Source organism: Rhodopseudomonas sp. (assembly GCF_048594845.1).
In the GTDB taxonomy this organism is placed as follows: Bacteria; Pseudomonadota; Alphaproteobacteria; order Rhizobiales; family Xanthobacteraceae; genus Rhodopseudomonas.
In genome coordinates, this window is record NZ_JBMDXE010000299.1 from 15,020 (window position 1) to 37,053 (window position 22,034).

27 protein-coding genes and 1 pseudogene are annotated in these 22,034 nt (G+C 63.6%); 15 read left to right on the plus strand and 13 right to left on the minus strand.

Going from position 1 to position 22,034, the window contains the following annotated elements:
- Positions 1–166: 166 nt before the first annotated feature.
- Complete coding sequence (locus ACOJTD_RS19400; RefSeq protein WP_420134499.1) at positions 167–613, plus strand: DoxX family protein; 447 nt, start codon at positions 167–169, stop codon at positions 611–613.
- Here the strand turns inward: ACOJTD_RS19400 and ACOJTD_RS19405 are convergent.
- The 3 genes from ACOJTD_RS19405 to ACOJTD_RS19415 form a co-directional block, all read right to left on the minus strand.
- The gene (locus tag ACOJTD_RS19405; protein ID WP_420134500.1) at positions 610–1,179 is read right to left on the minus strand and encodes a dihydrofolate reductase; all 570 of its coding nucleotides are present in this window, start codon (positions 1,177–1,179) and stop codon (positions 610–612) included. The genes ACOJTD_RS19400 and ACOJTD_RS19405 overlap by 4 nt on opposite strands.
- Before the next feature lie 37 nt (positions 1,180–1,216).
- On the minus strand, positions 1,217–2,161 hold the full coding sequence (locus tag ACOJTD_RS19410; RefSeq protein ID WP_420134501.1) for a polysaccharide deacetylase family protein: 945 nt from the start codon (positions 2,159–2,161) through the stop codon (positions 1,217–1,219).
- A gap of 211 nt (positions 2,162–2,372) precedes the next feature.
- A complete protein-coding gene (locus tag ACOJTD_RS19415; protein WP_420134502.1) occupies positions 2,373–3,938 on the minus strand; it encodes a L,D-transpeptidase family protein in 1,566 nt (521 codons plus the stop codon).
- Positions 3,939–4,239: 301 nt separating this feature from the next.
- Between ACOJTD_RS19415 and ACOJTD_RS19420 the strand changes: the two genes are divergently transcribed.
- Positions 4,240–4,788, plus strand: coding sequence for a CreA family protein (locus ACOJTD_RS19420; RefSeq protein WP_420134524.1), 549 nt, complete (start codon positions 4,240–4,242; stop codon positions 4,786–4,788).
- Between the two features lie 121 nt (positions 4,789–4,909).
- Here ACOJTD_RS19420 and ACOJTD_RS19425 read toward each other — a convergent pair whose 3' ends face one another.
- Entirely contained in the window at positions 4,910–5,128 is a 219-nt protein-coding gene (locus ACOJTD_RS19425; protein ID WP_420134503.1) for a hypothetical protein, read from the minus strand.
- A gap of 822 nt (positions 5,129–5,950) precedes the next feature.
- Between ACOJTD_RS19425 and ACOJTD_RS19430 the strand changes: the two genes are divergently transcribed.
- Positions 5,951–6,349 (plus strand): hypothetical protein, encoded by a 399-nt coding sequence (locus ACOJTD_RS19430; RefSeq protein ID WP_420134525.1) that lies wholly within the window; start codon positions 5,951–5,953, stop codon positions 6,347–6,349.
- A gap of 51 nt (positions 6,350–6,400) precedes the next feature.
- Here the strand turns inward: ACOJTD_RS19430 and ACOJTD_RS19435 are convergent.
- Positions 6,401–6,628 (minus strand): annotated as a pseudogene (locus tag ACOJTD_RS19435) (DUF6719 family protein).
- 167 nt (positions 6,629–6,795) lie between these two features.
- On the opposite strand from ACOJTD_RS19435, the gene ACOJTD_RS19440 reads away from it, so the two are divergent.
- From ACOJTD_RS19440 to ACOJTD_RS19450, 3 genes are all read left to right on the plus strand, one after another.
- On the plus strand, positions 6,796–8,079 hold the full coding sequence (locus ACOJTD_RS19440) for an ArgE/DapE family deacylase (RefSeq protein ID WP_420134504.1): 1,284 nt from the start codon (positions 6,796–6,798) through the stop codon (positions 8,077–8,079).
- A gap of 102 nt (positions 8,080–8,181) precedes the next feature.
- Positions 8,182–8,580, plus strand: coding sequence for a PaaI family thioesterase (locus ACOJTD_RS19445; protein WP_420134526.1), 399 nt, complete (start codon positions 8,182–8,184; stop codon positions 8,578–8,580).
- A 265-nt stretch (positions 8,581–8,845) separates the two neighbouring features.
- A complete protein-coding gene (locus ACOJTD_RS19450) occupies positions 8,846–9,466 on the plus strand; it encodes a GNAT family N-acetyltransferase (RefSeq protein ID WP_420134505.1) in 621 nt (206 codons plus the stop codon).
- A 123-nt stretch (positions 9,467–9,589) separates the two neighbouring features.
- Here the strand turns inward: ACOJTD_RS19450 and ACOJTD_RS19455 are convergent, their stop codons facing one another.
- Both ACOJTD_RS19455 and ACOJTD_RS19460 read right to left on the minus strand, forming a co-directional pair.
- Positions 9,590–9,886, minus strand: a complete 297-nt coding sequence (locus ACOJTD_RS19455; protein WP_420134506.1) for a hypothetical protein — start codon at positions 9,884–9,886, stop codon at positions 9,590–9,592.
- A 188-nt stretch (positions 9,887–10,074) separates the two neighbouring features.
- Positions 10,075–10,248 carry a DUF1328 domain-containing protein gene (locus ACOJTD_RS19460; protein ID WP_082364236.1) on the minus strand — a complete coding sequence of 58 codons (174 nt, stop codon included), beginning with the start codon at positions 10,246–10,248 and terminating at the stop codon, positions 10,075–10,077.
- Between the two features lie 186 nt (positions 10,249–10,434).
- On the opposite strand from ACOJTD_RS19460, the gene ACOJTD_RS19465 reads away from it, so the two are divergent.
- From ACOJTD_RS19465 to ACOJTD_RS19475, 3 genes are all read left to right on the plus strand, one after another.
- Positions 10,435–11,286, plus strand: coding sequence for a tetratricopeptide repeat protein (locus tag ACOJTD_RS19465; protein WP_420134507.1), 852 nt, complete (start codon positions 10,435–10,437; stop codon positions 11,284–11,286).
- Positions 11,287–11,571: 285 nt separating this feature from the next.
- Complete coding sequence (locus tag ACOJTD_RS19470; RefSeq protein ID WP_420134508.1) at positions 11,572–13,434, plus strand: potassium transporter Kup; 1,863 nt, start codon at positions 11,572–11,574, stop codon at positions 13,432–13,434.
- A 189-nt stretch (positions 13,435–13,623) separates the two neighbouring features.
- Positions 13,624–13,881, plus strand: a complete 258-nt coding sequence (locus tag ACOJTD_RS19475) for a hypothetical protein (protein WP_420134509.1) — start codon at positions 13,624–13,626, stop codon at positions 13,879–13,881.
- Between the two features lie 33 nt (positions 13,882–13,914).
- Here the strand turns inward: ACOJTD_RS19475 and ACOJTD_RS19480 are convergent, their stop codons facing one another.
- The 3 genes from ACOJTD_RS19480 to ACOJTD_RS19490 form a co-directional block, all read right to left on the minus strand.
- Positions 13,915–14,556, minus strand: coding sequence for a type II CAAX prenyl endopeptidase Rce1 family protein (locus ACOJTD_RS19480; protein WP_420134510.1), 642 nt, complete (start codon positions 14,554–14,556; stop codon positions 13,915–13,917).
- A 98-nt stretch (positions 14,557–14,654) separates the two neighbouring features.
- Positions 14,655–14,879, minus strand: coding sequence for a hypothetical protein (locus ACOJTD_RS19485; protein WP_420134511.1), 225 nt, complete (start codon positions 14,877–14,879; stop codon positions 14,655–14,657).
- The gene (locus tag ACOJTD_RS19490) at positions 14,876–15,127 is read right to left on the minus strand and encodes a hypothetical protein (protein ID WP_420134512.1); all 252 of its coding nucleotides are present in this window, start codon (positions 15,125–15,127) and stop codon (positions 14,876–14,878) included. Before ACOJTD_RS19490 ends, ACOJTD_RS19485 begins: the two co-directional genes overlap by 4 nt.
- Here ACOJTD_RS19490 and ACOJTD_RS19495 point away from each other — a divergent pair.
- From ACOJTD_RS19495 to ACOJTD_RS19510, 4 genes are read left to right on the plus strand one after another with little or no spacing between them, the layout of a single operon-like run.
- A complete protein-coding gene (locus tag ACOJTD_RS19495; RefSeq protein ID WP_420134513.1) occupies positions 15,108–15,515 on the plus strand; it encodes a hypothetical protein in 408 nt (135 codons plus the stop codon). The two genes, ACOJTD_RS19490 and ACOJTD_RS19495, sit on opposite strands and share 20 nt — an antisense overlap.
- Positions 15,516–15,553: 38 nt before the next feature.
- Positions 15,554–16,105 carry an MOSC domain-containing protein gene (locus ACOJTD_RS19500; RefSeq protein WP_420134514.1) on the plus strand — a complete coding sequence of 184 codons (552 nt, stop codon included), beginning with the start codon at positions 15,554–15,556 and terminating at the stop codon, positions 16,103–16,105.
- Complete coding sequence (locus ACOJTD_RS19505) at positions 16,095–16,685, plus strand: NADPH-dependent FMN reductase (RefSeq protein ID WP_420134515.1); 591 nt, start codon at positions 16,095–16,097, stop codon at positions 16,683–16,685. The genes ACOJTD_RS19500 and ACOJTD_RS19505 overlap by 11 nt, the downstream gene beginning before the upstream one ends.
- Positions 16,686–16,716: 31 nt before the next feature.
- Positions 16,717–17,103, plus strand: a complete 387-nt coding sequence (locus ACOJTD_RS19510; RefSeq protein WP_420134516.1) for a group III truncated hemoglobin — start codon at positions 16,717–16,719, stop codon at positions 17,101–17,103.
- 245 nt (positions 17,104–17,348) lie between these two features.
- Here ACOJTD_RS19510 and yghU read toward each other — a convergent pair whose 3' ends face one another.
- The 3 genes from yghU to ACOJTD_RS19525 form a co-directional block, all read right to left on the minus strand.
- Positions 17,349–18,221 (minus strand): glutathione-dependent disulfide-bond oxidoreductase, encoded by an 873-nt coding sequence (yghU, locus tag ACOJTD_RS19515; RefSeq protein ID WP_420134517.1) that lies wholly within the window; start codon positions 18,219–18,221, stop codon positions 17,349–17,351.
- Positions 18,222–18,351: 130 nt separating this feature from the next.
- Entirely contained in the window at positions 18,352–19,521 is a 1,170-nt protein-coding gene (locus ACOJTD_RS19520) for a diguanylate cyclase domain-containing protein (RefSeq protein ID WP_420134518.1), read from the minus strand.
- Between the two features lie 150 nt (positions 19,522–19,671).
- A complete protein-coding gene (locus ACOJTD_RS19525; protein ID WP_420134519.1) occupies positions 19,672–20,259 on the minus strand; it encodes a TetR/AcrR family transcriptional regulator in 588 nt (195 codons plus the stop codon).
- A gap of 201 nt (positions 20,260–20,460) precedes the next feature.
- On the opposite strand from ACOJTD_RS19525, the gene ACOJTD_RS19530 reads away from it, so the two are divergent.
- Together ACOJTD_RS19530 and ACOJTD_RS19535 are read left to right on the plus strand one after the other, a co-directional pair.
- Positions 20,461–21,666, plus strand: a complete 1,206-nt coding sequence (locus tag ACOJTD_RS19530) for an efflux RND transporter periplasmic adaptor subunit (RefSeq protein WP_420134520.1) — start codon at positions 20,461–20,463, stop codon at positions 21,664–21,666.
- Between the two features lie 128 nt (positions 21,667–21,794).
- Positions 21,795–22,034 (plus strand): efflux RND transporter permease subunit (locus tag ACOJTD_RS19535; protein WP_420134521.1); only part of this gene is annotated, 240 nt, incomplete at its 3' end.

A 22,034-nucleotide genomic window follows, 5' to 3' on the forward strand; every position in this document is an offset into this window, starting at 1 on the left:
CACTGATTGGAACGGTGAAGCGGCTCCGCACCAAGCGGGGCCGCTTTCGTTCAACTCGCGGTGCGTAAGCCATCGGTACGCGATCTGACCGTTTGAAAACCGGCCGGCGACTCCTCATACTTGTGGTGCGGTTGCGCCGCATCCGCCGCTGCCAGTGAGGTCGACCATGCCTGCTTTCGTGTCTCTCGGGCGCTTTCTGTTTGCTGTGTTGTTCATCTTCACTGGTGCGTCCAAGCTGCTGGACCTGACGACCACCACTGAGTTGACGCAGAAGATCGTGGTCCCGGAGATGCTCACTGCCTACACGTCGCAACTCGAGGGGCTGGCGGGCATGCCGTTCGCACAGATGCTGGCGATAGCGGCGGGCGCGACGGAGCTGATCTGCGGATTGATGATTGCGCTGAATTTCGGTGCGCGCTTCTTTGCCCTGGTGCTCGTCGTGTTCGTTGCAGCAACGATCTTCTACTACCACGACTTCTGGAATCAGACCGGTACCGACGCGCAGACCAATCTGATTGCGGCGCTGAAGAATCTGTCGCTGATCGGCGCGCTATTCATCATCGCCGGCATCGGCCGCGGGCCGTCGGTAGCTGTCTCGTCGCACGACGTCTAGTCGGGTGACCTCTGCCACGGCGTGACGCCGACGTCGCTAGCGGCGTCGAGCACAATGCGGTCTGCAGGCCTCAGCCCATGGGCCGCGAGCAGCTGCTGAGGTGTCTTCGCCGGCACGCCGGGAAAACAGGGGTCACCGCCCGGCAGTCGGACCCGCGGCGCCTCGGAGAGCCAGAACGTATCGTAACGGTCGAAGAACATCGCGAAGACATCAGGCCCACCGATGATCGCGATCATGCCCGACTCGATACCGGCCCGCGCGCGCGCGTCATCGAATGTGGCGCCGGCTGGATTCCACAGCATGCCGTTCGGATTGTCGGGATCATCCGCAACGCTTTCGACTTGCCGGGTCACCACCAGTCGCCTGCGACGAGGTGAGTTGGCCTGATCCTCGAAGGAATTGCGGCCGTGCACGATCAGCGCCGCGCGGTCGAGCGCCTCGGTAAAGAAACGCTGGTCGCCTTCGAACTTCAAGGCATCTGGCATCACGCCTGCGGCGTCCGCCAGATTGCCCTCGGCGGAGATGATAACGAAGCCTTCGATCTGCAGCGTCGACGAGCCCGTCATCGAGCCTCGAGAAACCAACGACCCATCCGCGACCTGATCACTCGGAGATCGTCTGCACGACCGAGCTGACCGGGCGCGAGCTGACGGTCGGCAGCGGATTGCTTTTGGCGAGTTCCTCGTCGTACTTCGCGAAGGTCTGGACCGGCGTCTTGGCGCGCATCTGCACCACCTTGTAGCCGCCGGCCTTCAGGCGGCGCAGCAGTTCCGGCATCGCTTCCGCAGTGCTCCGCTGGAAGTCGTGCATCAGGATGATGCCCTTGCCGAGCCGGTCGAGCTTCTTCATCACGTTGTCGACGACCTGCTCGGGCTTGCGCACCTTGAAATCGAACGAGTCGATATCGCAGGAGAACATCGCGATGTTGCGGGTGCCGAGATAAGTGACCATCTCCGGCGGATGCTGCAAAGCCGGGAAGCGGAAGAATGGCGAGGGCGCAGTGCCGAGCGCCCATTTCACCGCCGCGTAGCCCTTTTCGATCTCGTCCTTGCGCTGATCCTCGTTCAGCTTCTTGTTGGCCAGATTCGCGTGCGACCAGGTGTGCGCACCGATGGTGTGACCTGCGGCGGCGACCTGCTTCAGGATCTCGGGGTGATAGGTGGCGTGCTTGCCGATCGGGAAGAAGATCGCCTTGGTGCACTGATCGGCCAGCGCCTTCAGCACCGCCGGCGTGTTCACCGGCCAGGGGCCGTCGTCGAAAGTCAGGACGACTTCCTTGTCGCGGAGGAAGTCGAGCTGCTTGAAGTGCTCGAAGCCGAAGCCAGGGCCGCCGGTAGTGTCGATCTCGACGATGCGGCCGACACCCAGCGCGTCCGGATTGGCGCAGACCTGTTTGGCTGGAGCCGGAGCAGGGGCCGGAGCAGGCGCGGCTGCCTGCTGGGCAGGTTGCGCTGGTGCACCGGCCTTCGGTGTTCCCTGCGACCACGCGAGGCCGATCGCGCTCAGAGACACCGCACCCGCAATCACAAGACTTGCCGCGATCCGCATCTTATATCCTCCGCCGCTGCCTGCGGTCTGGACTGACGCCGAAACCGCAGAAGCTCTCGCATGTTGCGGTCAAACTAGAAGCAGAAAAGCGGCACGAGCAACGGTTATTCGCTGGCCGCGGCGAGTTGCCCGCAGATTCGCGCGCGCCGCGTGCACGGCGGCCACAGCGATTGCCGGCCGCGAGCGAGTTACCTCGGCCCTGCCGCGAAGGTCAGCGCAGCCGGATGATGAAATCGGTACCCTGGCCGGTTTCGCCGCTCGCACTGATGCCCTGGTCGGAGACGATCAGCGAGGAGCCGGTCGAGATCGCATCCGCGATGCGCGCCATGGCTTCGGGCGGCACGGTCAGGCGGTCGAGGGCTGCGGTGGGGCCGTCGGCTTCCGGCGATGCTTTCACTTCGGCGGGTAAAGCCTTCTTGCCACGGCGGGAATTGCTTGGATCATCGGTCCGGCGAGGTGCCGGCAACGACACCACAGTCCAGCGCACGCTCTCATCCTTCGCCAGCTCTGCGGTAAACACGTGGGTGCCGAGTGGCCGGTCGCTGGCGGCGATCGTCACCGGAACGTCGAACAGTGGCGTCATGTTCTGGCGCACGTAAAGCTTCTGGTCCTTGGCGCTGACGAATACCGCGATCTGGCCGCCGCCTCGCTTGGCGGCCGGTAGTTCCGGCGCAGTGGTCGCGACCGGATCGGTAGCGCGGGACTGATCCTTGCCCGGCACCGTGCTGTCGGTGCTGGATTCGACCTTATCCACTGACTGAACGGTCGGGGCTTTCTCGTTGGCTGATGTAGCCTTTTCGCCTGCAGCCGGAGACTTTGGCTGGGCCTCTTGCGGCTCCGCCACCGAGGCGGTGGTCTCCGGGTCAATGGTAACTGGTTCTGGCGCGGCACTCGCTTCGGCGTTTGGCTCACCGGGTTCGGATGCAACTCCCGATTTGGCGGTGCTCTTGGCCTCGCTCGGAGCGCGGTGCGTCGTCGAGTCGGAGATCACGGCGCTGTCGGTGCTCCCGCTGGCGTCCGCGGTTTGAACTGGCGCCGGCGATTCGTCGTGCAGGATGCTGGTGCGCAGCTCGCTTTTGGGGGCGGCCAGCTCGTTGATCGGCTCGGCCGAAGCGGCCTTGTCGGACTTCGACGCGGTCGGCTTCTGCGGATCGGAAGCCATGGGAGGCTCCGGCAACGGAGGACGCTTGGTCGTCAGCAGCGCATGGGAGAAATTGGTCGGCGTGATATCGCCAGGCGTGACGATCACGCGGGCACCCATTCGGGTCCATCCCCACATCTTCATCGCGAATGCGTTCGGCATCCGGATGCAGCCGTGCGAGGCCGGATAGCCCGGCACTACGCCGGCATGCAGCGCGATGCCCGACCAGGTGATGCGCTGCATGTAGGGCATCGGAGCGCCACTGTAGATATTGGAGCGGTGCCATTTGTTTTTCTGGATGACGCTGAACACGCCCATCGGCGTCGCATGGCCGCGCATCCCGGTCGAGATCGGCGACTCGGCGAAGAAGCCATTGGCGTCGTAGACCCGCAGCTTCTGCTGATCGATCGAAACGGAGATGAGCAGCGGGCCGCGCGGTTTGGCGGCCGTTTGTTCGAGCAGCTTCTCCTGGCGCGCGTCGACATGCGGCTGCTTGCGGGGCGCGCGCTTCGGCGGTGGCGGCGGGGCAGGCGTGTCGTACACCGCGGTGTAATTGTCGGGCCACCACCAGGTCGTCGCGCTCGCTTCCGACGTGAACGCGAAGACGCCGGCGGCGGTCAACAGTCCCGCGCGCACTGCTGTTCTCGAGATCGTCGCATGGGTGAGTTCGTTTTTACCGTTACGCGATGCAGTTCGTGGCGAAAACGATGATTGGTGCAAACCCACGCGTGGTCCCCGAATCTCTTGAGCAGAATCTCAGATTAGTGTCGCAGGCGCCCAGCGTGTTCACCAGCGCCGGCGCGGTATTCCCCGCGCAGATGATGAAAGCTTAACAAAAAAGCTTCACAGGAGGTTAAACCAGAGTCGAAGTGCGCCGACATCTTTCACGGCGTTTCCTGATCCCTACATGGGCTGGCAGCTTCCCACGGAGACTCGGATGACACGTCGTCACACCCCCTCGTTTTTGAATCGCTTGAAATGCGCAGCGTTGGCTGGACTCGTCTTGGTCGGGTTTGCAGGGGCATCAGCGTCTGCAGCCGATGATCCTGACCTGATCTTCCGCCGCTCGACGGTATTCAAGCTGCTAAGCCCCAATGACAAGCTCGCCACCTATGGGATCGACGATCCCGAGATCGAGGGCGTGGCCTGTCACTTCACGGTTCCTGAGCGCGGCGGCTTCAAGGGTTGGCTGGGGCTTGCCGAAGAAGTTTCCGACATTTCGCTGGCGTGCCGGCAGATCGGTCCGATCCGCTTCAAGGACAAGCTGACGCAGGCCGACGACATGTTCAGCAAGCGGCGGTCGATGTTCTTCAAGAAGATGCAGATCGTTCGCGGCTGCGACGCCAAGCGGAACGTGCTGGTCTATATGGTTTACTCCGATCGACTGATCGAAGGCTCACCGAAGAACTCCACTTCGTCAGTGCCGATCATGCCGTGGGGTGCCGCGGATCAGGCCGTTCAGAAATGCGGCGATTACTTCAAATAGCTGCCCCAACGAGCCCGGCCTGATCATCAAGGCCGGAATCGAAAGGGAGCGACAGGTCATGGCCGGTCGCTCCCTTTCTCATCTCATTCGCATCCTCGCGAGCCCAAGGGCGCGCCTAGGTTCAACGGACCGCAGCAGTGGGACGCGACGGGCCCCTATGTCCGACCAATCGAACCAGCCCCTGTTGCATCGACTGCGTGCCGGGATGACCAAACAGGCTCTGTAGGGCCATCTCTCCGGTCAAGCCGGCGCGCCGGATCGTCTCGATTGCCGCGGCCGAACGGGCGGGGGTGGGCGTCAGGCCGGTCTTGACGTCAGTTACCTGCGCCTGGCTCGTCATCTTGTTCCTCCACGAAGCTCATAAAAAAACGCTCAACGCCCAAAAACGTTGCATCGCCGCTTTCGCGACGTCCGAAGCCGTGATGTCCGGGGTGGAGCGTTTCGCGTTCGCGTGCCTGAGCGAAAATGCCTCGGCTGCGCGTGCTGTCGGTCAGTCGCTCGTTGGAGCGGTCCGAAACGCCTTCGCTTGCTCTGTAGCAGCCCGCGCTGTGACGCGCCAGCGGCTCGACGAAAACAAGTTAATTCAATCTTGCGGACGAGGCGGCCTGCCGCAGCGATCAGTTGCCGCGACAGAGAAACGCACGAACTAACAACTCCGACGGGCTTCCGCCCACTCACGGTCGAGTCTGACTAACGCGGCGCGATGACATGATGATGTCAAAGGCAAGGTCATTTGCGGTCCTCGGGAAAGCACCTGGAGGGCTCGTTCGGCTGGCCACCGCAAATGTTTCAGCCGTGTTTCGTCACTCCGGCCTGCGACGAAACAATTCGGCGGTCTGATGAAACCATTTTGCGGCCGAACGCAGCGGTGCCGAAACATCGCGCGGCTATCAGTCTCCGGGTGGGAGGCGGCGGGGGCTGCTGAGACCATTCGGAAGTGCGCCAATGCGAGCGATGAGCCTGATCCTTGCCTGCACCTTTGTCCTGACCGCGTCTTCAGTCGCGGGATCGTCGGAAGGCAGCATGCCCGGGGTCGGTACGTTCGCGTATGTGGGCGCCTCTCCCGACGGCCCGACAGCAGCGCGAGACGGAGCGTCTTCGCTTGCTTCGGAGACAAAGTGAGCAAAGCGACGTGAGCCATTCCCTGATCGGTCGGTTGCCGATGACGTGCCGTCTGGCTGTGTTCGCAGCCGGAACCCTTCTGGCGGCAGGAGGCGGTGCCCAGGCGCAGGCAAGATCCCTCCTAAGCGCACCGGATTCCCGGATAGAATTCATCCGCGCCTGCACGGCCCATATGGCGGGCCGCTGGGCGCACCCGGTCGCTGTGTGCGGCTGTCTGCACGATCACGCGGTCGCAGCCGTGCAGGACAGCGATCTCCGCGAGGCGCTGCTGCGCGGCAGGCGTGAGCGCGGCGTGCCGACGATCGAGAACGACTGGATCCCGCCGGCCAAGCAGGCGCAGATCAGTGCAACCTTCGATCAGATCGCCAAACCCACCCTGCAATGCATGTTCGATCCTGCCGAGCGGCCGGTCGGCGAACGGACCGATCTGCAGCGCTGAGGCTGTCGAAGCCGGTCTGTCAGCGCGAGCCGCGGTCGGAGGCGAGACGAGTCAGCGCCGCAGGCGCGGCACGCATTTCTTGGTCCGGGCCACGCCCTCGGACGTCAGATTGGCGCCGGTGACTTCCAGGATCTGGCCGGTCGGGCAGGAGCCGTCATCGACGAGGATCTTCTGACCCAGCCGCAGCTCGGTGATGTCCTAATCGCGCGAGACCGTCAGTTGCTGTGCGGCGGCGGGGCCTGCCAGCGAGGCGAGGGCTAGCGTTGCCATCAGCAGCATGGTGCGAGAGCGGCCAGCAACACCAACGTCGGTCATGTGATCTCCTTCATGCGTCGCGCGCAACGATGGCTTGATTCGCGGCGGGGCCAAACTGTCTGGCAATTCTGGCGAACTGTGGTTTGATCGCCGCGCCGGACCAGACAAAAAGCAAACGGAGCAGCCGCCGCATGAGCGTCACCGATACTCAACGCCGAATCCTTGACGCCGTCGATGCGGGCTTCGATGCCCAGATTGCCACCACCCGAGACTTCGTTGCGATCCCGAGCACGCGCGGCGCTGAAGGTCCGTGTCAGGACATGATCGGCGATCTGCTGCGTCAGCGCGGTTACGAAGTCGACGACTGGCATATCAATCTCGATGACCTCAAGGACCTCCGCGGCTTTGGTCCGATCGAGCACGACTTCTCCAAAGCCCGCACCGTGGTCGGCACCTATCGTCCGGCGACGGCCAGCGGCCGGTCGCTGATCCTGCAGGGCCATTGCGACGTCGTGCCGGCCGGCCCGCTCGACATGTGGGAAACACCGCCGTTCGATCCCGTGGTGAAGAACGGCCGGCTCTACGGCCGAGGTGCCTGCGATATGAAGTCGGGCACGATCGGCGCCCTCTACGCGCTCGACGCCATCAAAGCCGCCGGACTGCAGACGACCGGGCGTATTCACTTCCAGTCCGTCATTGAGGAGGAAAGCACCGGCGTTGGGGCGCTCTCGACGTTGCAGCGCGGCTACCGGGCCGATGCCTGCTTCATCCCGGAGCCGACCGGGGCCAAGATGGTGCGCTCGCAGGTCGGGGTGATCTGGTTCCGCCTCCGCGTGCGCGGCTGTCCGGTGCATGTCGCCACAGCCGGGTCGGGATCCAATGCCATCACGGCGGCGTATCACCTGATCGGAGCGCTCGAGAAACTCGAAGAGGAGTGGAATAGGCGCGCCGCGAGCGATCGCCATTTCAAGACGCTGGCGCATCCGATCAACTTCAACCCCGGCATCATCAAGGGCGGCGACTGGGCGTCGAGCGTCCCGGCTTGGTGCGATGTCGACTGCCGCATCGCGGTACTGCCGGGCTGGTCGATCGCCGATCATCAGGCCGAGATCCTGGCTTGCGTCGCGGCCGCTTCGCGCGATCATCGTTTCCTGTCGAACAATCCGCCGCAGGTCGAATGGTCGGGCTTCCTGTCCGAGGGCTATGAGCTGACCAACTCCGCCGAACCCGAGGCTGCATTCGGAAAGGCCTACGACGCCGTATATGGCGGCGCAACGCCTGACCTGGTGTTCACGGCGCTCACTGACACCCGGTTCTACGGATTGAACTACGACATCCCGAGCCTGTGCTTCGGCGCCAGCGGCGAGGCGATGCATGGCTTCAACGAATATGTCGACCTCGACTCGCTGCGACAGTCGACCAAGGCGACAGCGCTGTTCATTGCGGAATGGTGCGGAGTCGAGCCGGTGCAATAACCTCTGAAGTCATTGCCGATCAGCGGCCGGCGTCTAGGTTTGGCCTTCACGCCGGTCGCAACGAACAGTGCCGCGCGCCAAGACGCGGATGGAGGAGTGATGATGACGCCGCTCGAACTGATCCGGTCGCGTCCGCTGCCGTTTGCCGCCCTGATGGGTGTTGAATTCACCGAAGCAGGACCGGAGCGGGTGGTTGCCACCATGATGGTGCGCCCTGATCTGTGCACGCTCGGCGACGCAATCCATGGCGGCGCGGTCATGGCGCTGGCCGACAGCGTCGGTGCGACCGCGACGTTCATCAATCTGCCTCCGGATGCGAAGGGCACCACGACGCTCGAGAGCAAGACCAACTTCGTCGCCGCCGCCAAGGCCGGGACTACCGTCCGGGCGATCGCGACGCCCGTGCACCGGGGAAGACGGACTCAGGTGTGGCAGACTCGGATTGAAACCGAGGAGGGACGGCTGGTCGCCCTCGTTACCCAGACGCAAATGGTGCTTTGATACCTCAGCGCCTATTGGCGCGCCTCCGTATCATTCCTAGAGTGCGGTGCAAAAGCACCGTTTCGTGAGTCTGTTTGCGCTCGCTCAAGGTTTGTTAAGCGGCTTGAATTTAAGAAGTTTTAGCAATGTTCGATGGCTTTCCGCCAGTCGTCCCCTGGCGTGCCGGCCATTTGATCTTGAATATTATTGTGCGTTGCACAATATATCTTTGGTCTAGGGAATCGAACGCCTCCTTGAGGGTCGTCCCCCCAAAGGAGATGAATCTATGTACGACGCTCTCATCGCCGATCTCACCGGGTCCAAAGGGACGATCAGATCGCTGATCAACCAGGAACTGCCGCTGCTGCGGGACCACCTGCTGCGGCTCGATGCGGAGAGCCGGCGCGATCGTTTCAACGGCTACGCGGATGAGGGGTTCATCGACCGCTACGCCAAGAAATGCGGCGGCGACGGCACCATCATCATCGCGTTCTTCGGCGAGGACGGCTCTGTTCATGCCGCGGCCGAACTGCATCAGCCCGACCTGTCGACCGATTCGCTGCCGGAAATCGCGTTCAGCGTCGAAGCCCATCTGCGTCGCAAGGGCATCGGCAGCATCCTGTTCAAGCAGCTGATGGAAGTGGCGCGGTCGCTCGGTTACGAGAATCTGCGCATCACCACTGGTGCGCAGAACCAGGCCATGCGCGCTTTGGCCAATAAGTTCGGCGCTCACCTGACGTTCCGTCAGGGCGAGTCGACGGGCACGATCGACTTGAATCAGGAAGCGCCGCGCCTTGACGCGCCGACGATCGAAATTCCGGCCGGCGCTGCGAGCGCGCTAATCGATTTCAATCAGGCGTGCTGGAATCTGTTTCTCAGAATGTCGGGCCTCGGCCGCGCAGCGTAAGCGGCAACGTTCGTCGTTTCACCGGCGCTCACAAACACCAACGCCGCGTGCTGAAGCCCGCGGCGTTTTTTGTTTCCGATCGGAGATGAGTTGCGCCGCAGCCGCCGCGTGCTACGCGGTCGCTCAGATGCGCTTGTCGTTACCGATGATCCGGCGGGAAACCCGCCGCTCCACCACGACCGACCGCTGACTACCTTGTTCGCCGGTGATCACGCGCGTGGTCCGCGCCGCCGCACGTCCGGCCTTTCGGACTTCGCTTTGCACCTGCTCGATCGGCAAGCCCATCAGCGACGCAGCGATCTCGGCCTGCGATTCGACGTCGTCAGTGATACCCATCGCCGCGAAGATCGCTTCTTCCAGCGTCGGTGGATCCCGCCTGACGCGGCGCGTGCCATACTTCGTATTCCAGTCTTCGCTCATCGACCCGCCCCAATTTTTTATTGCGGAGATACGTAGTGGAGCCGATGTTGCAATGCAATATAAAATCGGCGCGCGGACGTATCACCTTGGTCGAAATTGACCATCCGTCGATTGCGACAGATCAAACCTGGCAGTCATTGATGGCAGCTCTGCGTCGGGGCGCGCCGCATAGCTGCGTCTCCACGTCGCTAGGCTCTGAAGATCGTGAAGCCGAGAATCAGCAGCACGATGAAGATCACAGCGAAGATGTAGAACAGGATGCGAGCCAAATCGGCCGAGGCTGCAGAAATTCCGGTGAATCCGAAAATGCCGGCGATCACCGAGATCACCAGAAAGATCAGCGCCCATTTCAAGATCGTCATCGATATCGTCCTCGTGAATCGTGCTGCGTGAACGAGGAGCGCCGGCCATGGTTCCGCATTTGGCGGTGGAGATCTCCGGGCGACGGGCCTGCCGAACACCTTCTCCGCGGCTGCCCGGTTTGAAGCGCGGGGGCGATGCAGCTAGATTGCCGCGGCGGCGGCTTGGTTCGCCCAGAGGACGATATGATGACGAACGGGACTGAGCGTTCGATCGCGCGGGCGCTGGCTCGGGCTTTGGCGCTGCCGACTTTGCTGCTTGTGGCCTCCACCTCGGCGGCGCTGGCGCAGTCCGCCGATCTGGTCCTATGCGATCGGATTGCGGCCGATCCGGCCGATCCGGACAAGCCGGCGAACGTCAAGGGCGTGGCGGAGATCGCGGCCGGAGACGTCGAGACCGCGATCAAATATTGCCGTACCGCGGCTCCTGGTTCACGTCGCGCAATGTACGCGCTTGGCCGGGCTCATGCGGCCGCCCAGCAGACCCCAGAGGCGCTCGCGGCCTTCCGCAAGGCCGCATCCAAGGGCAGCACATCGGCGATGGTCGAACTCGGCGTCGCCTATGCGACCGGCGCCGGGGTGACGAAGGATGAAGCGCAGGCTCGGCAATTGTTCGCAAAGGCAGCTGAGGCCGGCAATCCGCGCGGCATCAGCAACCTGGCCGTGCTCGGCGGCGGCGCGTCGTCGGATCCGACAAAGACTCGCGCGTTGCTCGCCAAGAGCGCCGAGACCAACGCCGAAGCGCAGTACCAGCTCGGCCTGATGCTGGCGGAAGGCGTTGGTGGCCCAAAGGATGACGCCCAGGCGCGCGCGCTGTTTGACAAAGCGGCCGCGCAGGGTCACGCCGGAGCGCTGGAACGGATGGGCGCTTTCGCACAGGCGGGGCGAGGTGGCCCGCAGGATGCGGCGGCCGCCAAGGGGTTCTACGAGCGCGCGGCGGCCCTCGGCAATGCCGACGCCGCTGCAGCTCTGAAGCGCGCCGACTGCCCGTACTCGATTAAAGACAGGCAGGGGAAGCTTGTGAGCAATCTGTGCTTCTAAGGTCTTTCCGGGGAAGCTTCCGGGGCATTCCGTCCTGACTTGAAAATCTGCTAGCGAACGAATTCGGAAGACGGCTTGTTTCAGTCGGCGCTCGCGCCTGTCTGACCCGGGCTTGTCTGATCCAGGTCAACAACAGAGCGCGACCCCTATGAATAGAAACGCGGGATCGGAATCGGACGCCGGCCGGCAGGCTCGGCCGGTGCGTTGTTCGGATTGCGGCGTCGACATCACGTGGCCCGCGCCTCACGTCCAGGCCGGCCGCCCGATCGGCCCAGAGGGCGAGCGATGAGCCAGCACAAAAACAGCGTCGGGCTGCTGATCAGCACGATCGGCGTCGTCTTCGGCGACATCGGCACCAGTCCGCTGTATGCGCTCAAGGAAACCTTTGCCGGCCATCATCCGATCGCGGTGACGCCGGACAACATCTTCGGCGTGCTGTCGCTGGTGTTCTGGACGGTCATGCTGCTGGTCACGGTGAAGTACGTGATCATCATCATGCGCGCCGACAACCACGGCGAGGGCGGCAGCCTCGCGCTGCTGGCGCTGGTCACCGAACTGACGCGCGGTCGCCGCGTGCACTATCCACTGATGATGCTGGGTGTGATCGCCGCGGCGTTGTTCTACGGCGACAGCATGATCACGCCGGCGATCTCGGTGCTCAGCGCGGTCGAAGGTCTTGAGGTGGTGACGCCGGATCTGAAGCTGTATGTCGTGCCGGTGACGGCGGTGGTGCTGACGGCGTTGTTTGCGATCCAGTCACGCGGCACTGGCCTGGTCGGGCGGCTGTTCGGGCCGGTGATGACGATCTGGTTCCTCACGCTCGCCGTGCTTGGCATCGTCAACATCGCGCGCTCGCCTGGTGTGCTCGAAGCGATCAGTCCGGTCTATGCGTTCGAATTCGTCGTTCGCCATCCGCTGATGAGCTTCTACGCCCTTGGCTCTGTGGTGCTTGCGGTCACCGGCGGCGAGGCGCTGTACACCGACATGGGGCATTTCGGCCGGTTTCCAATCCGGCTGGCGTGGTTCGGATTGGTGTTGCCGGCGCTGCTGCTGAACTATTTCGGGCAGGGCGCGCTGCTGATCCACGATCCGAGCGCGATCCAGAATCCGTTCTTCCGGATGGGACCGGAATGGATGGTGATGCCGATGGTGGCGCTTGCCACGGCCGCCGCGGTGATCGCCTCGCAGGCTGTGATCTCCGGTGCCTATTCGGTGGCCCGGCAGGCGATCCAGCTCGGTCTGCTGCCCCGCATGACCATCGTGCACACCTCGGGCGAGGAAGCCGGACAAATCTATGTGCCATTCACCAACTGGACCCTGTACTTGGCGGTGATGGCACTGGTGATCGGCTTCCAGTCGTCGAGCAATCTGGCCGCGGCTTATGGTATCGCCGTCACCGGCACGATGATGATCGACACCATTCTGGTGTCGTTCGTGATGGGTCTGTTGTGGCGCTGGAACATGGCGCTCGTGGTTGCAGTGATCGGCACGCTGCTGGCGGTCGACTTCGCCTTCTTCGCCGCCAATATCATCAAGGTGGCGCAGGGTGGCTGGTTCCCACTGTTCATCGGCTTCATCTCCTTCACGGTGTTGACGACGTGGCGGCGCGGCCGTGCGTTGGTCCGCAAGCAACTCAAGAAGCAGGCGGTACCACTCGACGTCGTGTTACGCGCCCTTGGACCGAACGTGTCGCGGGCGCGCGGCACGGCAGTGTTCCTGACCGCCGCGACCGATGGCGTGCCGCCGGCGTTGCTGCATAATCTCAAGCATAACCAGACCGTCCATCAGCGCGTGGTGCTCACCACCGTGATGACGGCTGAGACGCCCTACGTGCCGGACAGCGAACGCGTCCTGATGACCGACATCGGCGATGGCTTCCATCGCCTGATCATCCGTTACGGCTTCATGCAGACGCCGGACGTTCCGGCCGCGCTTACGCTATGCAAGCAGTTCGGGCACGAGTTCAACATGATGTCGACGTCGTTCTTCCTCAGCCGGGAGACCTTCGTGCCGAGCCTCAATCCCGGGATGGCGCTGTGGCGCGAGCGGCTATTTACCTTCATGACGCTGAACGCGACGCGGGCGACGACCTTCTTCAAGATCCCGACCGACCGCGTCGTCGAGCTTGGGACGCAACTCGAGATCTGATCCGCATCCAGGTGGTTCGCTGCGACAGCAAGCCAATCGCAGTTGAGCTAACAAGCTGTTAATCGCTGCAATTCAATCGAATGTCGCGACATGTGTCAGCGAATCGTCAGCGGATGACGTGTAGTTCTCCTCGCATCAGCGCATCGCATTGTGCGCCGCAGATGCGGTGCCACGAAGGGAGACTGCACGATGAACAAGATCATCCTGAGCTGCGCTGCGGTTGTCGTCTCTATCGTGTTGAGCGGTATCGCAGACGCGGGCCAGCAGAAGTCGGATCGCGCCAGGATGCGCGGTCATGATCCGATGCAGGCGTCGGCTGCAATGACCGGCGCTCCGGTCGTCGTGCGCTACGACAGCGCGTGCCGGGCTAAGTACGCTATCAGCAGTTTCGGCTATCACGATTGCCTGCAGCGCCTGCCGGCGACCGCTCTTGTCGGCGGTCGCTGATTGCACGGCTGAGTGTCCGAACGGCCTTTGCGCTCAGGCCAATCCGAGCGCAAAGGCCAGCGTGCCGATGGCGGCGTGGGAGACAATCAGCGGCCAGATGTTGCGCATCCAAAGATAGGCCGCGCCCCACACCAGTCCGAGCAAAAACGTATTGAGGAGCAGCGCCGGGTCGCCGTAGCAAAGATGGATCAGCGAGAACATCGCGGCCGAGTAAAGCACGTAGGCCCAGCCGCCGCGTGACAGCCGATCGGTGATCAGCTTGGGAATCGAGCGGCACACGACTTCCTGGCAGGGACTCGAGACCAGTACGTAGAATGGCGCGAAGCTCAGCCATGCCGGCGGCTTGGCTTCAAACGTGAACATCTGCGTCTGCAGCAGCATCACGGCGGCGATTACGAGCGTCAGCGCGGCGCAGCCGAGCCAGTGTCGCCATTGATGCGGCTTGCCGAAGCCGAGCTCGGCGAAGGATACGCCCGCCCAGACGCAGAGCCCGATGCACAGTCCCGACACCAGCAGCAGGGCGTGAATCCGATAGGCAAACGGCAGCAACCCGAAATGGATCGCCAGACCTGGGGCCGCGAGCAACAACGCGAGGCCTGCCAACGGGACCAGTTGGCGGGCTGTAAAGCTGGGGATATCCGCGGGGGCAGGCGGGGCTTGTCGCAAATTTATCATCTGACGATCATCGGCATTCCGCCACATGACGCCAGTCACAACCGCGCCAGTTCGTCCTGATGTGATCCCGAGGCTGCCTCGAAGGTCCCGGGATATCGTCAGCGCCGGCTGCTGCCGCCGACCCCGACCTCGAGCGCGCCGCCGATCTTGACGCAGGTGCCGCCGCCTTCGACTTGAACGAAGCCGGGGCCAAAAGCGGCGCAGGGATTGCCGCTGGTCTGCTTCGGCAACGGCGCAGATTTGTGTGCAGCACGCCGGTCGTCCGCCGCTTCCGCGGTGGATGCAGCGGCTGTGAGCAGCAAGGCAATCAGCACGGTTCTCATACCGACTGAGTAGCGCAGAAGCGCGTCACATTCCAGCCGTTGAGGAAACGGTTCCATTGCCCCAAACTCGCCGCAATCTGGCTGTCGAGCAGAGTGCTGGTGGAAACTGCGGGGGAGCGCAGGGTAATGCGCTTGACGGCGCCGTGGCGCTCGGATTGACGTAGCGTCGCTGATGAACAACCGCACGGCGCGTGGCGCGCCGGGTGAGCGCATTCGACGGGGATCTCGATGAAAACGATGGTTGTCATGGTGGCGCTGCTGGCGTCGAGCGCGGCGCTGGCGCAGAGCGCGGGCACGGCGGGCAGTCCGCCGATGGTCGGCGATCGGCCGCTGGTGCAAGTCAAGCCGCGCGGCGAGAAGATGGCGACTTCGGAAGCCGCCGGAAAGCGCAGCAAGTCGGGCAAGCCGTCGGTCGCGGCGCAACTGCAGGCTTGCCTCGAGATCGAAGACGGCAGCAAGGAGCGGCTCGATTGCTACGACGCGATCTTCCCGCCGAAGCCGAAGACGCCGAAGCCCGGCGCGAAGCAAGCAGCCGCCAAGGCAGTCGCCGACTGCCGCTTCACCAAGGAGCAGGATGAGCGGCTCGCCTGCTACAACGGATTCGCCGACGCGATTCCGAAACTGCCTAAGACCTGAGCGGCAGAATTGCAGGTCGCGGACCTGGCTCAGGCCGCATGACGACGTTTGCTCCTGACACGCCGCTCGGCCGGCTGGTCGCAGCGCAGATGCGCGCTGGGCGGCTCGAGTGGATCGGGTTGCGCCCGTCGCGCCATGCTGAGATGACGACACCCGTCGAGGCGACCTTGGTCGCGCAAACCGGGATCGTCGGCGACAGATATCGCACGTCTCGGAACGGCACGCGGCAAGTCACACTAATCGCCGCCGAAGACCTCGCCGCCATTTCGGCATTTCTCGGGCGGGATGCGGTCGCGCCAGAGTTGCTGCGTCGGAACCTGGTCACGCGCGGCATCAATCTGATCGCCCTGAAGGGCCAGCGTTTCCGGATAGGAACGGCCGTGCTCGAAGGATCGGGTGACTGCGCGCCGTGCAGCCAGATGGAAGAGACCTTCGGGCTCGGCGGCTATAATGCGGTCCGCGGCCGTGGTGGCATTACCGCGCGTATCCTCGAAAGCGGCACCGTGCGCGTCGGCGATGCGGTCGAGCGCATCCAGGAAGGGTTGCTGCGGTCCGCGCCCCTGACTCGGGAGTTCGTCGATGTCTCTTAGCTTTCTCGTGCTGTACGGTTCATATCGCTCCGACCGGATGGGAATTCGCCTCGCGAACTATCTGGTGAGCGAGTTGGCCGGGCGCGGCCACGACGTCGAATTGATCGACGCGAAGGCAATCGGGCTACCGATGCTCGACCGGATGTACAAGGAGTTTCCCAAGGGCGAAGCGCCGGCTGCAATGGAGACGCTGGCCGAGAAGATCCGCACTGCGGACGGCTTCGTCTTCATCTCTGGCGAATACAATTGGGGTGTTCAGCCGGGGCTGAAGAATCTCACGGATCATTTTCTCGAAGAATGGTTCTGGCGGCCGGCGGCGATCGCCAGCTATTCCGCCGGGCGTTTCTCCGGCGTCCGCGCCGGGACGGCGTGGCACGGGACGCTCAGCGAGATGGGCATGGTGGTGATTTCGTCCTCGCTCGCTGTCGGGCCGATCGCGCAAACGCTCGACGAAAACGGCGAGCCCATCGGGGAGGGCGGCAAATCGCTGGCGCGCGCATTCCCGCGCTTTGCCGACGACCTGGTCTGGTGGGCCGAGGCCGCCAAGGCGCAGCGCGCCAAGGTCAAACCGCCATATTGAGCGACAGCCAGTCGCACCCTACATCTGCCGCATGCACAGCATCAACGAAGCCGAGATCTCCCAGCTCGTTCGAACGTTCTACGCGCGGGCGCGGGAGGATGAGCAGATCGGTCCGATCTTTAATCGGGCCGTCGCAGATTGGGATCATCACATCGCGCAGATCAGCGATTTCTGGTCATCGATGTTGCTAAAGACCGGGCGCTATGAAGGACGCCCGATGCGGCCGCACCTGATGCTTGGGCTGAAGCCAGAGCATTTCGATCGTTGGCTGAAACTGTTCGAGGCGACCGCGACGGAGCTGTTTACGCCCGATGTGGCCGCCGCCTTTATCATCCGCGCCCGCCGCATCGCTGACAGTTTCGAGATGGGCATCGCGACGACGCAGGGCAAAGTTACGGCGCCGCGACATAGTGTGTAGTTCGGTTCCTGAGTGCTGTTCGTCGCTCACCCATGTCTCGTCATTCCGGGTCGCGCGAAGCGCGAACCCGTGATCTGTAGCCTGCAGCACAAGCTGTGAGACGCGACGACAACGACGCGAACTTCGGGAGTTCAAGGGCTGTGGATCCAGGCTTTGCGCCGCTGAGCAGCGCATCCCGGAATGACGAGGAGAGCCAGTGCTCCCCGTCGTCCACCGTTGACTTCGCCACGATAAAGTTGCGGCGCTTATTTCGCCGCGAGCTTGTCCTGCGTCTTCGTCTCGAAATCGCTTGCGTCGTGGCGCTCGTGTAGCTGGGTCGAGGGATCGCCGGAGACGCGATTGACCATGCGGCCGCGCTGAACGGCGGGCCGGTCAGCGATCGCCTTGGTCCAGCGCTGCACGTTCTTGTAGCTGGCGACGTCGAGGAAGGTCGCGCTGTCGCCGTACAGCGCGCCTGCGGCAAGGCCGCCGTACCAGGGCCAAACCGCGATGTCCGCAATGGTGTATTCGCTGCCGGCGAGATAAGCGGTTTCGGCGAGACGTCGATCCAGAACGTCCATCTGCCGCTTCACTTCCATTGCGAAGCGGTTGATCGGATATTCCCACTTCTCGGGCGCGTAAGCATAGAAGTGGCCGAAGCCGCCGCCGAGATACGGTGCGCTGCCCATCTGCCAGAACAGCCAGTTCAGGCATTCGGTGCGGCCGGCCGGCGTGGTCGGCAGGAACGCGCCGAATTTTTCGGCGAGATACAGCAGGATCGAGCCCGACTCGAAGACGCGGATCGGCGGATTGACCGAGCGATCGAGTAGCGCCGGAATCTTGGAGTTCGGATTCACGTTCACGAAGCCCGACGAGAACTGATCACCGTCGCCGATCTTGATCAGCCAGGCATCGTACTCGGCGCCGCTGTGGCCGAGGGCCAGGAGCTCCTCGAGCAGGATCGTGACCTTCTGGCCGTTGGGCGTCGCGAGCGAGTAGAGCTGCAGCGGATGTTTGCCGACCGGCAGTTCCTTGTCGTGCGTCGGGCCGGCGATCGGTCGGTTGATCGACGCGAACTTGCCGCCGTTCTCCTTGTCCCAGGTCCAAACTTTGGGAGGCGTGTAGGGGGCGTCGGTCATCGGCAGCTCCGAGTTTGTTTCTTGTCGTTGCGGGTGAGGTGGAAACAATGGCGACGCGGCGGCGCTTTGCAATAGCCAGGTTCCGATTGGCGCCATGCGAGGGCGCGCAGCGGACGGCTCGCGAAGACGCTTATGCGGCGGACAGGCCAGCCTGGGGCGGGGTTGGATTGTTCTCGTTCACCTGCTGGTCCGCCTCGACCTCCGGCCACGCGCAGCCACCGCCCGAGCGCTTGGCCGCGTAGAGCGCTTTGTCGACCCGCTCCAGCAATTGCGCGGTCGGGTTCGCGGAGACCGTGCCGTCGCTGATCACAAGCCCGGCGCTGGCTCCGATCCGCACCGGCAGGTTCGATAGCAGGAACGGCATCGACAGCTCGAATACGGCGGAGCGTGCCAGATGCAGGGCTTCCTCGCGGCCGAGTTCGCCTTCGGTGATCGGCTTGAGCAGCATGAATTCGTCGCCGCCGAAACGGGCGGCGATGCCGGTCGCGCCGGCGCAGGCTTTGAGCCGCTCGGCGACTTGGCGCAGGAGGTCGTCGCCGGCGTGATGACCATGGCGGTCGTTGACCGGCTTGAAGCCGTCGAGGTCGATCGCGATCAGCGTGAAGCTGCCGGTCATCTCGGTCAGCGCAGCCAGGAAGCCGGCGCGGTTCGGCAGACCGGTGAGAAAATCGTGGTTCGCCTGGCGGGACAGCCGGTGTTTGGCTTCGAGCCGCTCGGTGAAGGCGGCGCTGAGATGTTTGGATGCTTCGCGGAGCGTGAGCCAGAACAGCACAAGCATGGCGGCGCCGATGTTGTAGGCGAGCTCCGGCCGCAACAGGCCGGCGACAATGGTGGGGATCAGCAGCATCGCCGATGCCGTCAGGATGATCCATGGCCGGATCGCCGCTCGCGATACCATGCCGACGCAATAGGACATCGACAATCCGAACGCGATCCAGGCTCCCGGTGCATCGCCGAGCCACAGCGCGCGAAACGACAGCGCGCCGAGCGCGAGGCTGAAGGCGGAGGCTCCGACGCAGTACAGCACTTCCCAGCGCACGACGTCGGCATCGGTGAACTGCGCGGCGCGCGCCTTGTATCGCAGCAATGAGACGACGCGGGCGACGGCCGTGATCAGGATGAATACCGAAATCACCGCGTATCCAGGATCGCGATCGATCAGCGTCAGTGCGACCGCGCCTGTCACCGAGGTTACGCCGATCGCCGCCACCTGCGGCAAGGACGTGTAAAGCAGCTCGACCAATTCGCGGCGAATCCGCGGATCGGCGTGCAGCAACCTGGCGAACAAAGAAACGATCATCCGCGGCACCATAAGTCGCGAGTTCCTAACAGCCGATGGCAACAAGGCGCCGCGCGGTAATATCGTCGCGCCAGTGTTAACGGTGGGTCAATGAACGCAACACAACAGCCACGGCGCGGGAGGCTTTGCAGGTGATCCAGTTTTAGGCATTCACACTGGGGGCCAGCTTCGCATGGCCATGTCGGCGAGCTTGCGGAGCTGATCGCGGGACGCGCCGCCGGCGGCCTGACCGGCCATGCCTTGCATAATCGCGGAGACATCCCGGGCGAGATCGCCGGCATCGGTGCTGGAGGGCAGGTCGCCTTCGGCGATCGACCGGCTCAGGCGGTCGCGCAGATCCTCTTCGGTCTTCGCACGCCGCGCCGCCAGTTCCTGCTTGATGGTCTCGGCGGCTTCCCCGCAGCACAGGGCACCCTGCACGGCTAGGCACCCGGGATTGCTCGGGTCCGTCATGGCATCGACGGCCCCATACAGGATGTGTTCGACGACCTCGCGCGCGGTCGGCTTTTGCAGGCCGGCCTGATAGTAGCCGCCCGGTCCGTCGACATAACGATCGAGGGCTTTGCGAAACAAGTCTTCCTTGTTGCCGAAGGCCGCGTAGAGGCTCGGTTTGGTGATGCCCATCGCCTCGGTAAGGTCGGACATCGACGTGCCTTCGTAGCCCTTGCGCCAGAAGACGTGCAAAGCGAGGTCGAGCGCCGTTTCGACGTCGAATTCGCGGGGGCGTCCCATGGCCATTGCAAAGCGCCTTCCTGAGATTTCTACCAAACGGTAGATAAGTCTCTTGACAGTGGATGTCGATAGTCCATTTATACCGGACGGTATGGATATGTGCGGTGCAGCGCAGTGGCGGGACCTTCGTCCCGCTCAGGCGTGGCGCACGAGTTACTGAATTTGCTGGGCTTTTAGCAAGCCCGCTCAGGTTGAATGGGAATCACGATGGCCAAGATTTTCACTCGAAACGTGGCGTTGGGTGCGGGGATCGTGGCGGTTTCGGCTGCGTTGGCCGGAGGTGCGGTATTGATGGACCGGTCGGGGATCGCCCAAGCGGAAACCGCGTCGGCTGCACCGCCGCCCGTCGTTGCGTCGGTCGCCCTGGTCGAGTCGAAAGCGACGACGCCGTCGGACGAATTCTCCGGCCGGCTCGAAGCCATCGAGCGGGTCGAGGTACGCTCGCGCGTGGCCGGCGCCGTTCAGGACATCCGTTTCCATGAAGGGACGCTGGTCAAGAAGGGCGACCTTCTGGTGATCATCGACCCGTCGCTCTACGCCGCCGAGGTCGACCGCGCCCAGGCCCAGCTCGCGGCGGCTCGCGCCCGCGTCGTCTTCACCAAGGCGGATGTCGAGCGCAGCCAGCAGCTGTCCAGCTCCGCCATTACCCAGCGCGAGGTCGAAAACCGGCTCAACGCCTATCGCGAGGCCGAAGCTAATGTGAAGACTGCCGAGGCTGCGCTGCGCACCGCGGAACTGAACTTGAGCTACACCGAGATCCGCGCGCCGGTGTCCGGCCGCGTCGGCAAGATCGAGATCACCGTCGGCAACCTGATCGCCGCCGGGCCGAGCTCGCCGCTGCTGACGACGCTGGTGTCGGTCAACCCGATCTATGCCAGTTTCAATGCCGACGAGCAGGTGGTGGCGCGCGCGCTGAAGACGCTGGCCGACGAGAAGACGCCGGGCGCGATCGATCGCATTCCGGTGCAGATGACGACCGGCACGGACACCACGCCGCTAAAGGGCAAGATGCAGTTCGTAGACAACCAGGTCGATCCGCGATCCGGCACTGTGCGGGTGCGTGCGGTGTTCGACAACGCTGACGGCCGGCTGATGCCGGGCCAGTTCGCGCGGCTGTCGATGGGCCAGCCCAAGCCGGAGCCGGCACTGCTGGTTTCGGAACGCGCGGTCGGCACCGATCAGAACAAGAAGTTCGTGATGGTGGTCGATACCAAGAACCAGGCTGAGTATCGCGAAGTGACGCTTGGCGCTTCGGTCGAGGGCATGCGCGTGGTCGCCTCCGGCTTGAAGGCCGGCGAACGCATCGTCGTCAACGGCCTGCAGCGGGTGCGGCCCGGCGCGACCATCAAGCCGGAGACGGTGGCGATGGACGGCTCGGCGGCCACCACCGGCAAGGCGCTGGCGCAGAACTAATCGATCCAGGTCCCGCCATCGCGGGGCCAGATCTCCTTCACGTTAAGAAACACAATCTCGCGGCCGACGCCTCGGCCGTGCTCGGATTTCTGCGCCCGCGACTGGGCGGATCGAGACGGATCATACCCATGAATTTCTCGAAATTTTTCATCGATCGCCCAATCTTCGCCGGCGTGCTGTCGGCGGTGATTTTTCTCGCTGGCCTGCTGTCGCTGCCGGTGCTGCCGATCTCCGAATATCCGGAGGTCGCGCCGCCGACCATCGTCGTCACCGCCAATTATCCCGGCGCCAATCCGAAGGTGATCGCCGAGACGGTGTCGACGCCGATCGAAGAGCAGATCAACGGCGTCGAGAACATGCTCTACATG

What these genes read in the sequence shown, in the direction of transcription:
- ACOJTD_RS19400 (WP_420134499.1), top strand. Translation starts at nt 167, where the DNA reads ATGCCTGCTTTCGTGTCTCTCGGGCGCTTTCTGTTTGCTGTGTTGTTC.
- ACOJTD_RS19405 (WP_420134500.1), bottom strand. Translation starts at nt 1,179, where the DNA reads ATGACGGGCTCGTCGACGCTGCAGATCGAAGGCTTCGTTATCATCTCC.
- ACOJTD_RS19410 (WP_420134501.1), bottom strand. Translation starts at nt 2,161, where the DNA reads ATGCGGATCGCGGCAAGTCTTGTGATTGCGGGTGCGGTGTCTCTGAGC.
- ACOJTD_RS19420 (WP_420134524.1), top strand. Translation starts at nt 4,240, where the DNA reads ATGACACGTCGTCACACCCCCTCGTTTTTGAATCGCTTGAAATGCGCA.
- ACOJTD_RS19425 (WP_420134503.1), bottom strand. Translation starts at nt 5,128, where the DNA reads ATGACGAGCCAGGCGCAGGTAACTGACGTCAAGACCGGCCTGACGCCC.
- ACOJTD_RS19430 (WP_420134525.1), top strand. Translation starts at nt 5,951, where the DNA reads ATGACGTGCCGTCTGGCTGTGTTCGCAGCCGGAACCCTTCTGGCGGCA.
- ACOJTD_RS19440 (WP_420134504.1), top strand. Translation starts at nt 6,796, where the DNA reads ATGAGCGTCACCGATACTCAACGCCGAATCCTTGACGCCGTCGATGCG.
- ACOJTD_RS19445 (WP_420134526.1), top strand. Translation starts at nt 8,182, where the DNA reads ATGACGCCGCTCGAACTGATCCGGTCGCGTCCGCTGCCGTTTGCCGCC.
- ACOJTD_RS19450 (WP_420134505.1), top strand. Translation starts at nt 8,846, where the DNA reads ATGTACGACGCTCTCATCGCCGATCTCACCGGGTCCAAAGGGACGATC.
- ACOJTD_RS19455 (WP_420134506.1), bottom strand. Translation starts at nt 9,886, where the DNA reads ATGAGCGAAGACTGGAATACGAAGTATGGCACGCGCCGCGTCAGGCGG.
- ACOJTD_RS19460 (WP_082364236.1), bottom strand. Translation starts at nt 10,248, where the DNA reads ATGACGATCTTGAAATGGGCGCTGATCTTTCTGGTGATCTCGGTGATC.
- ACOJTD_RS19465 (WP_420134507.1), top strand. Translation starts at nt 10,435, where the DNA reads ATGACGAACGGGACTGAGCGTTCGATCGCGCGGGCGCTGGCTCGGGCT.
- ACOJTD_RS19470 (WP_420134508.1), top strand. Translation starts at nt 11,572, where the DNA reads ATGAGCCAGCACAAAAACAGCGTCGGGCTGCTGATCAGCACGATCGGC.
- ACOJTD_RS19475 (WP_420134509.1), top strand. Translation starts at nt 13,624, where the DNA reads ATGAACAAGATCATCCTGAGCTGCGCTGCGGTTGTCGTCTCTATCGTG.
- ACOJTD_RS19480 (WP_420134510.1), bottom strand. Translation starts at nt 14,556, where the DNA reads ATGATAAATTTGCGACAAGCCCCGCCTGCCCCCGCGGATATCCCCAGC.
- ACOJTD_RS19485 (WP_420134511.1), bottom strand. Translation starts at nt 14,879, where the DNA reads ATGAGAACCGTGCTGATTGCCTTGCTGCTCACAGCCGCTGCATCCACC.
- ACOJTD_RS19495 (WP_420134513.1), top strand. Translation starts at nt 15,108, where the DNA reads ATGAAAACGATGGTTGTCATGGTGGCGCTGCTGGCGTCGAGCGCGGCG.
- ACOJTD_RS19490 (WP_420134512.1), bottom strand. Translation starts at nt 15,127, where the DNA reads ATGACAACCATCGTTTTCATCGAGATCCCCGTCGAATGCGCTCACCCG.
- ACOJTD_RS19500 (WP_420134514.1), top strand. Translation starts at nt 15,554, where the DNA reads ATGACGACGTTTGCTCCTGACACGCCGCTCGGCCGGCTGGTCGCAGCG.
- ACOJTD_RS19505 (WP_420134515.1), top strand. Translation starts at nt 16,095, where the DNA reads ATGTCTCTTAGCTTTCTCGTGCTGTACGGTTCATATCGCTCCGACCGG.
- ACOJTD_RS19510 (WP_420134516.1), top strand. Translation starts at nt 16,717, where the DNA reads ATGCACAGCATCAACGAAGCCGAGATCTCCCAGCTCGTTCGAACGTTC.
- yghU (WP_420134517.1), bottom strand. Translation starts at nt 18,221, where the DNA reads ATGACCGACGCCCCCTACACGCCTCCCAAAGTTTGGACCTGGGACAAG.
- ACOJTD_RS19520 (WP_420134518.1), bottom strand. Translation starts at nt 19,521, where the DNA reads ATGATCGTTTCTTTGTTCGCCAGGTTGCTGCACGCCGATCCGCGGATT.
- ACOJTD_RS19525 (WP_420134519.1), bottom strand. Translation starts at nt 20,259, where the DNA reads ATGGCCATGGGACGCCCCCGCGAATTCGACGTCGAAACGGCGCTCGAC.
- ACOJTD_RS19530 (WP_420134520.1), top strand. Translation starts at nt 20,461, where the DNA reads ATGGCCAAGATTTTCACTCGAAACGTGGCGTTGGGTGCGGGGATCGTG.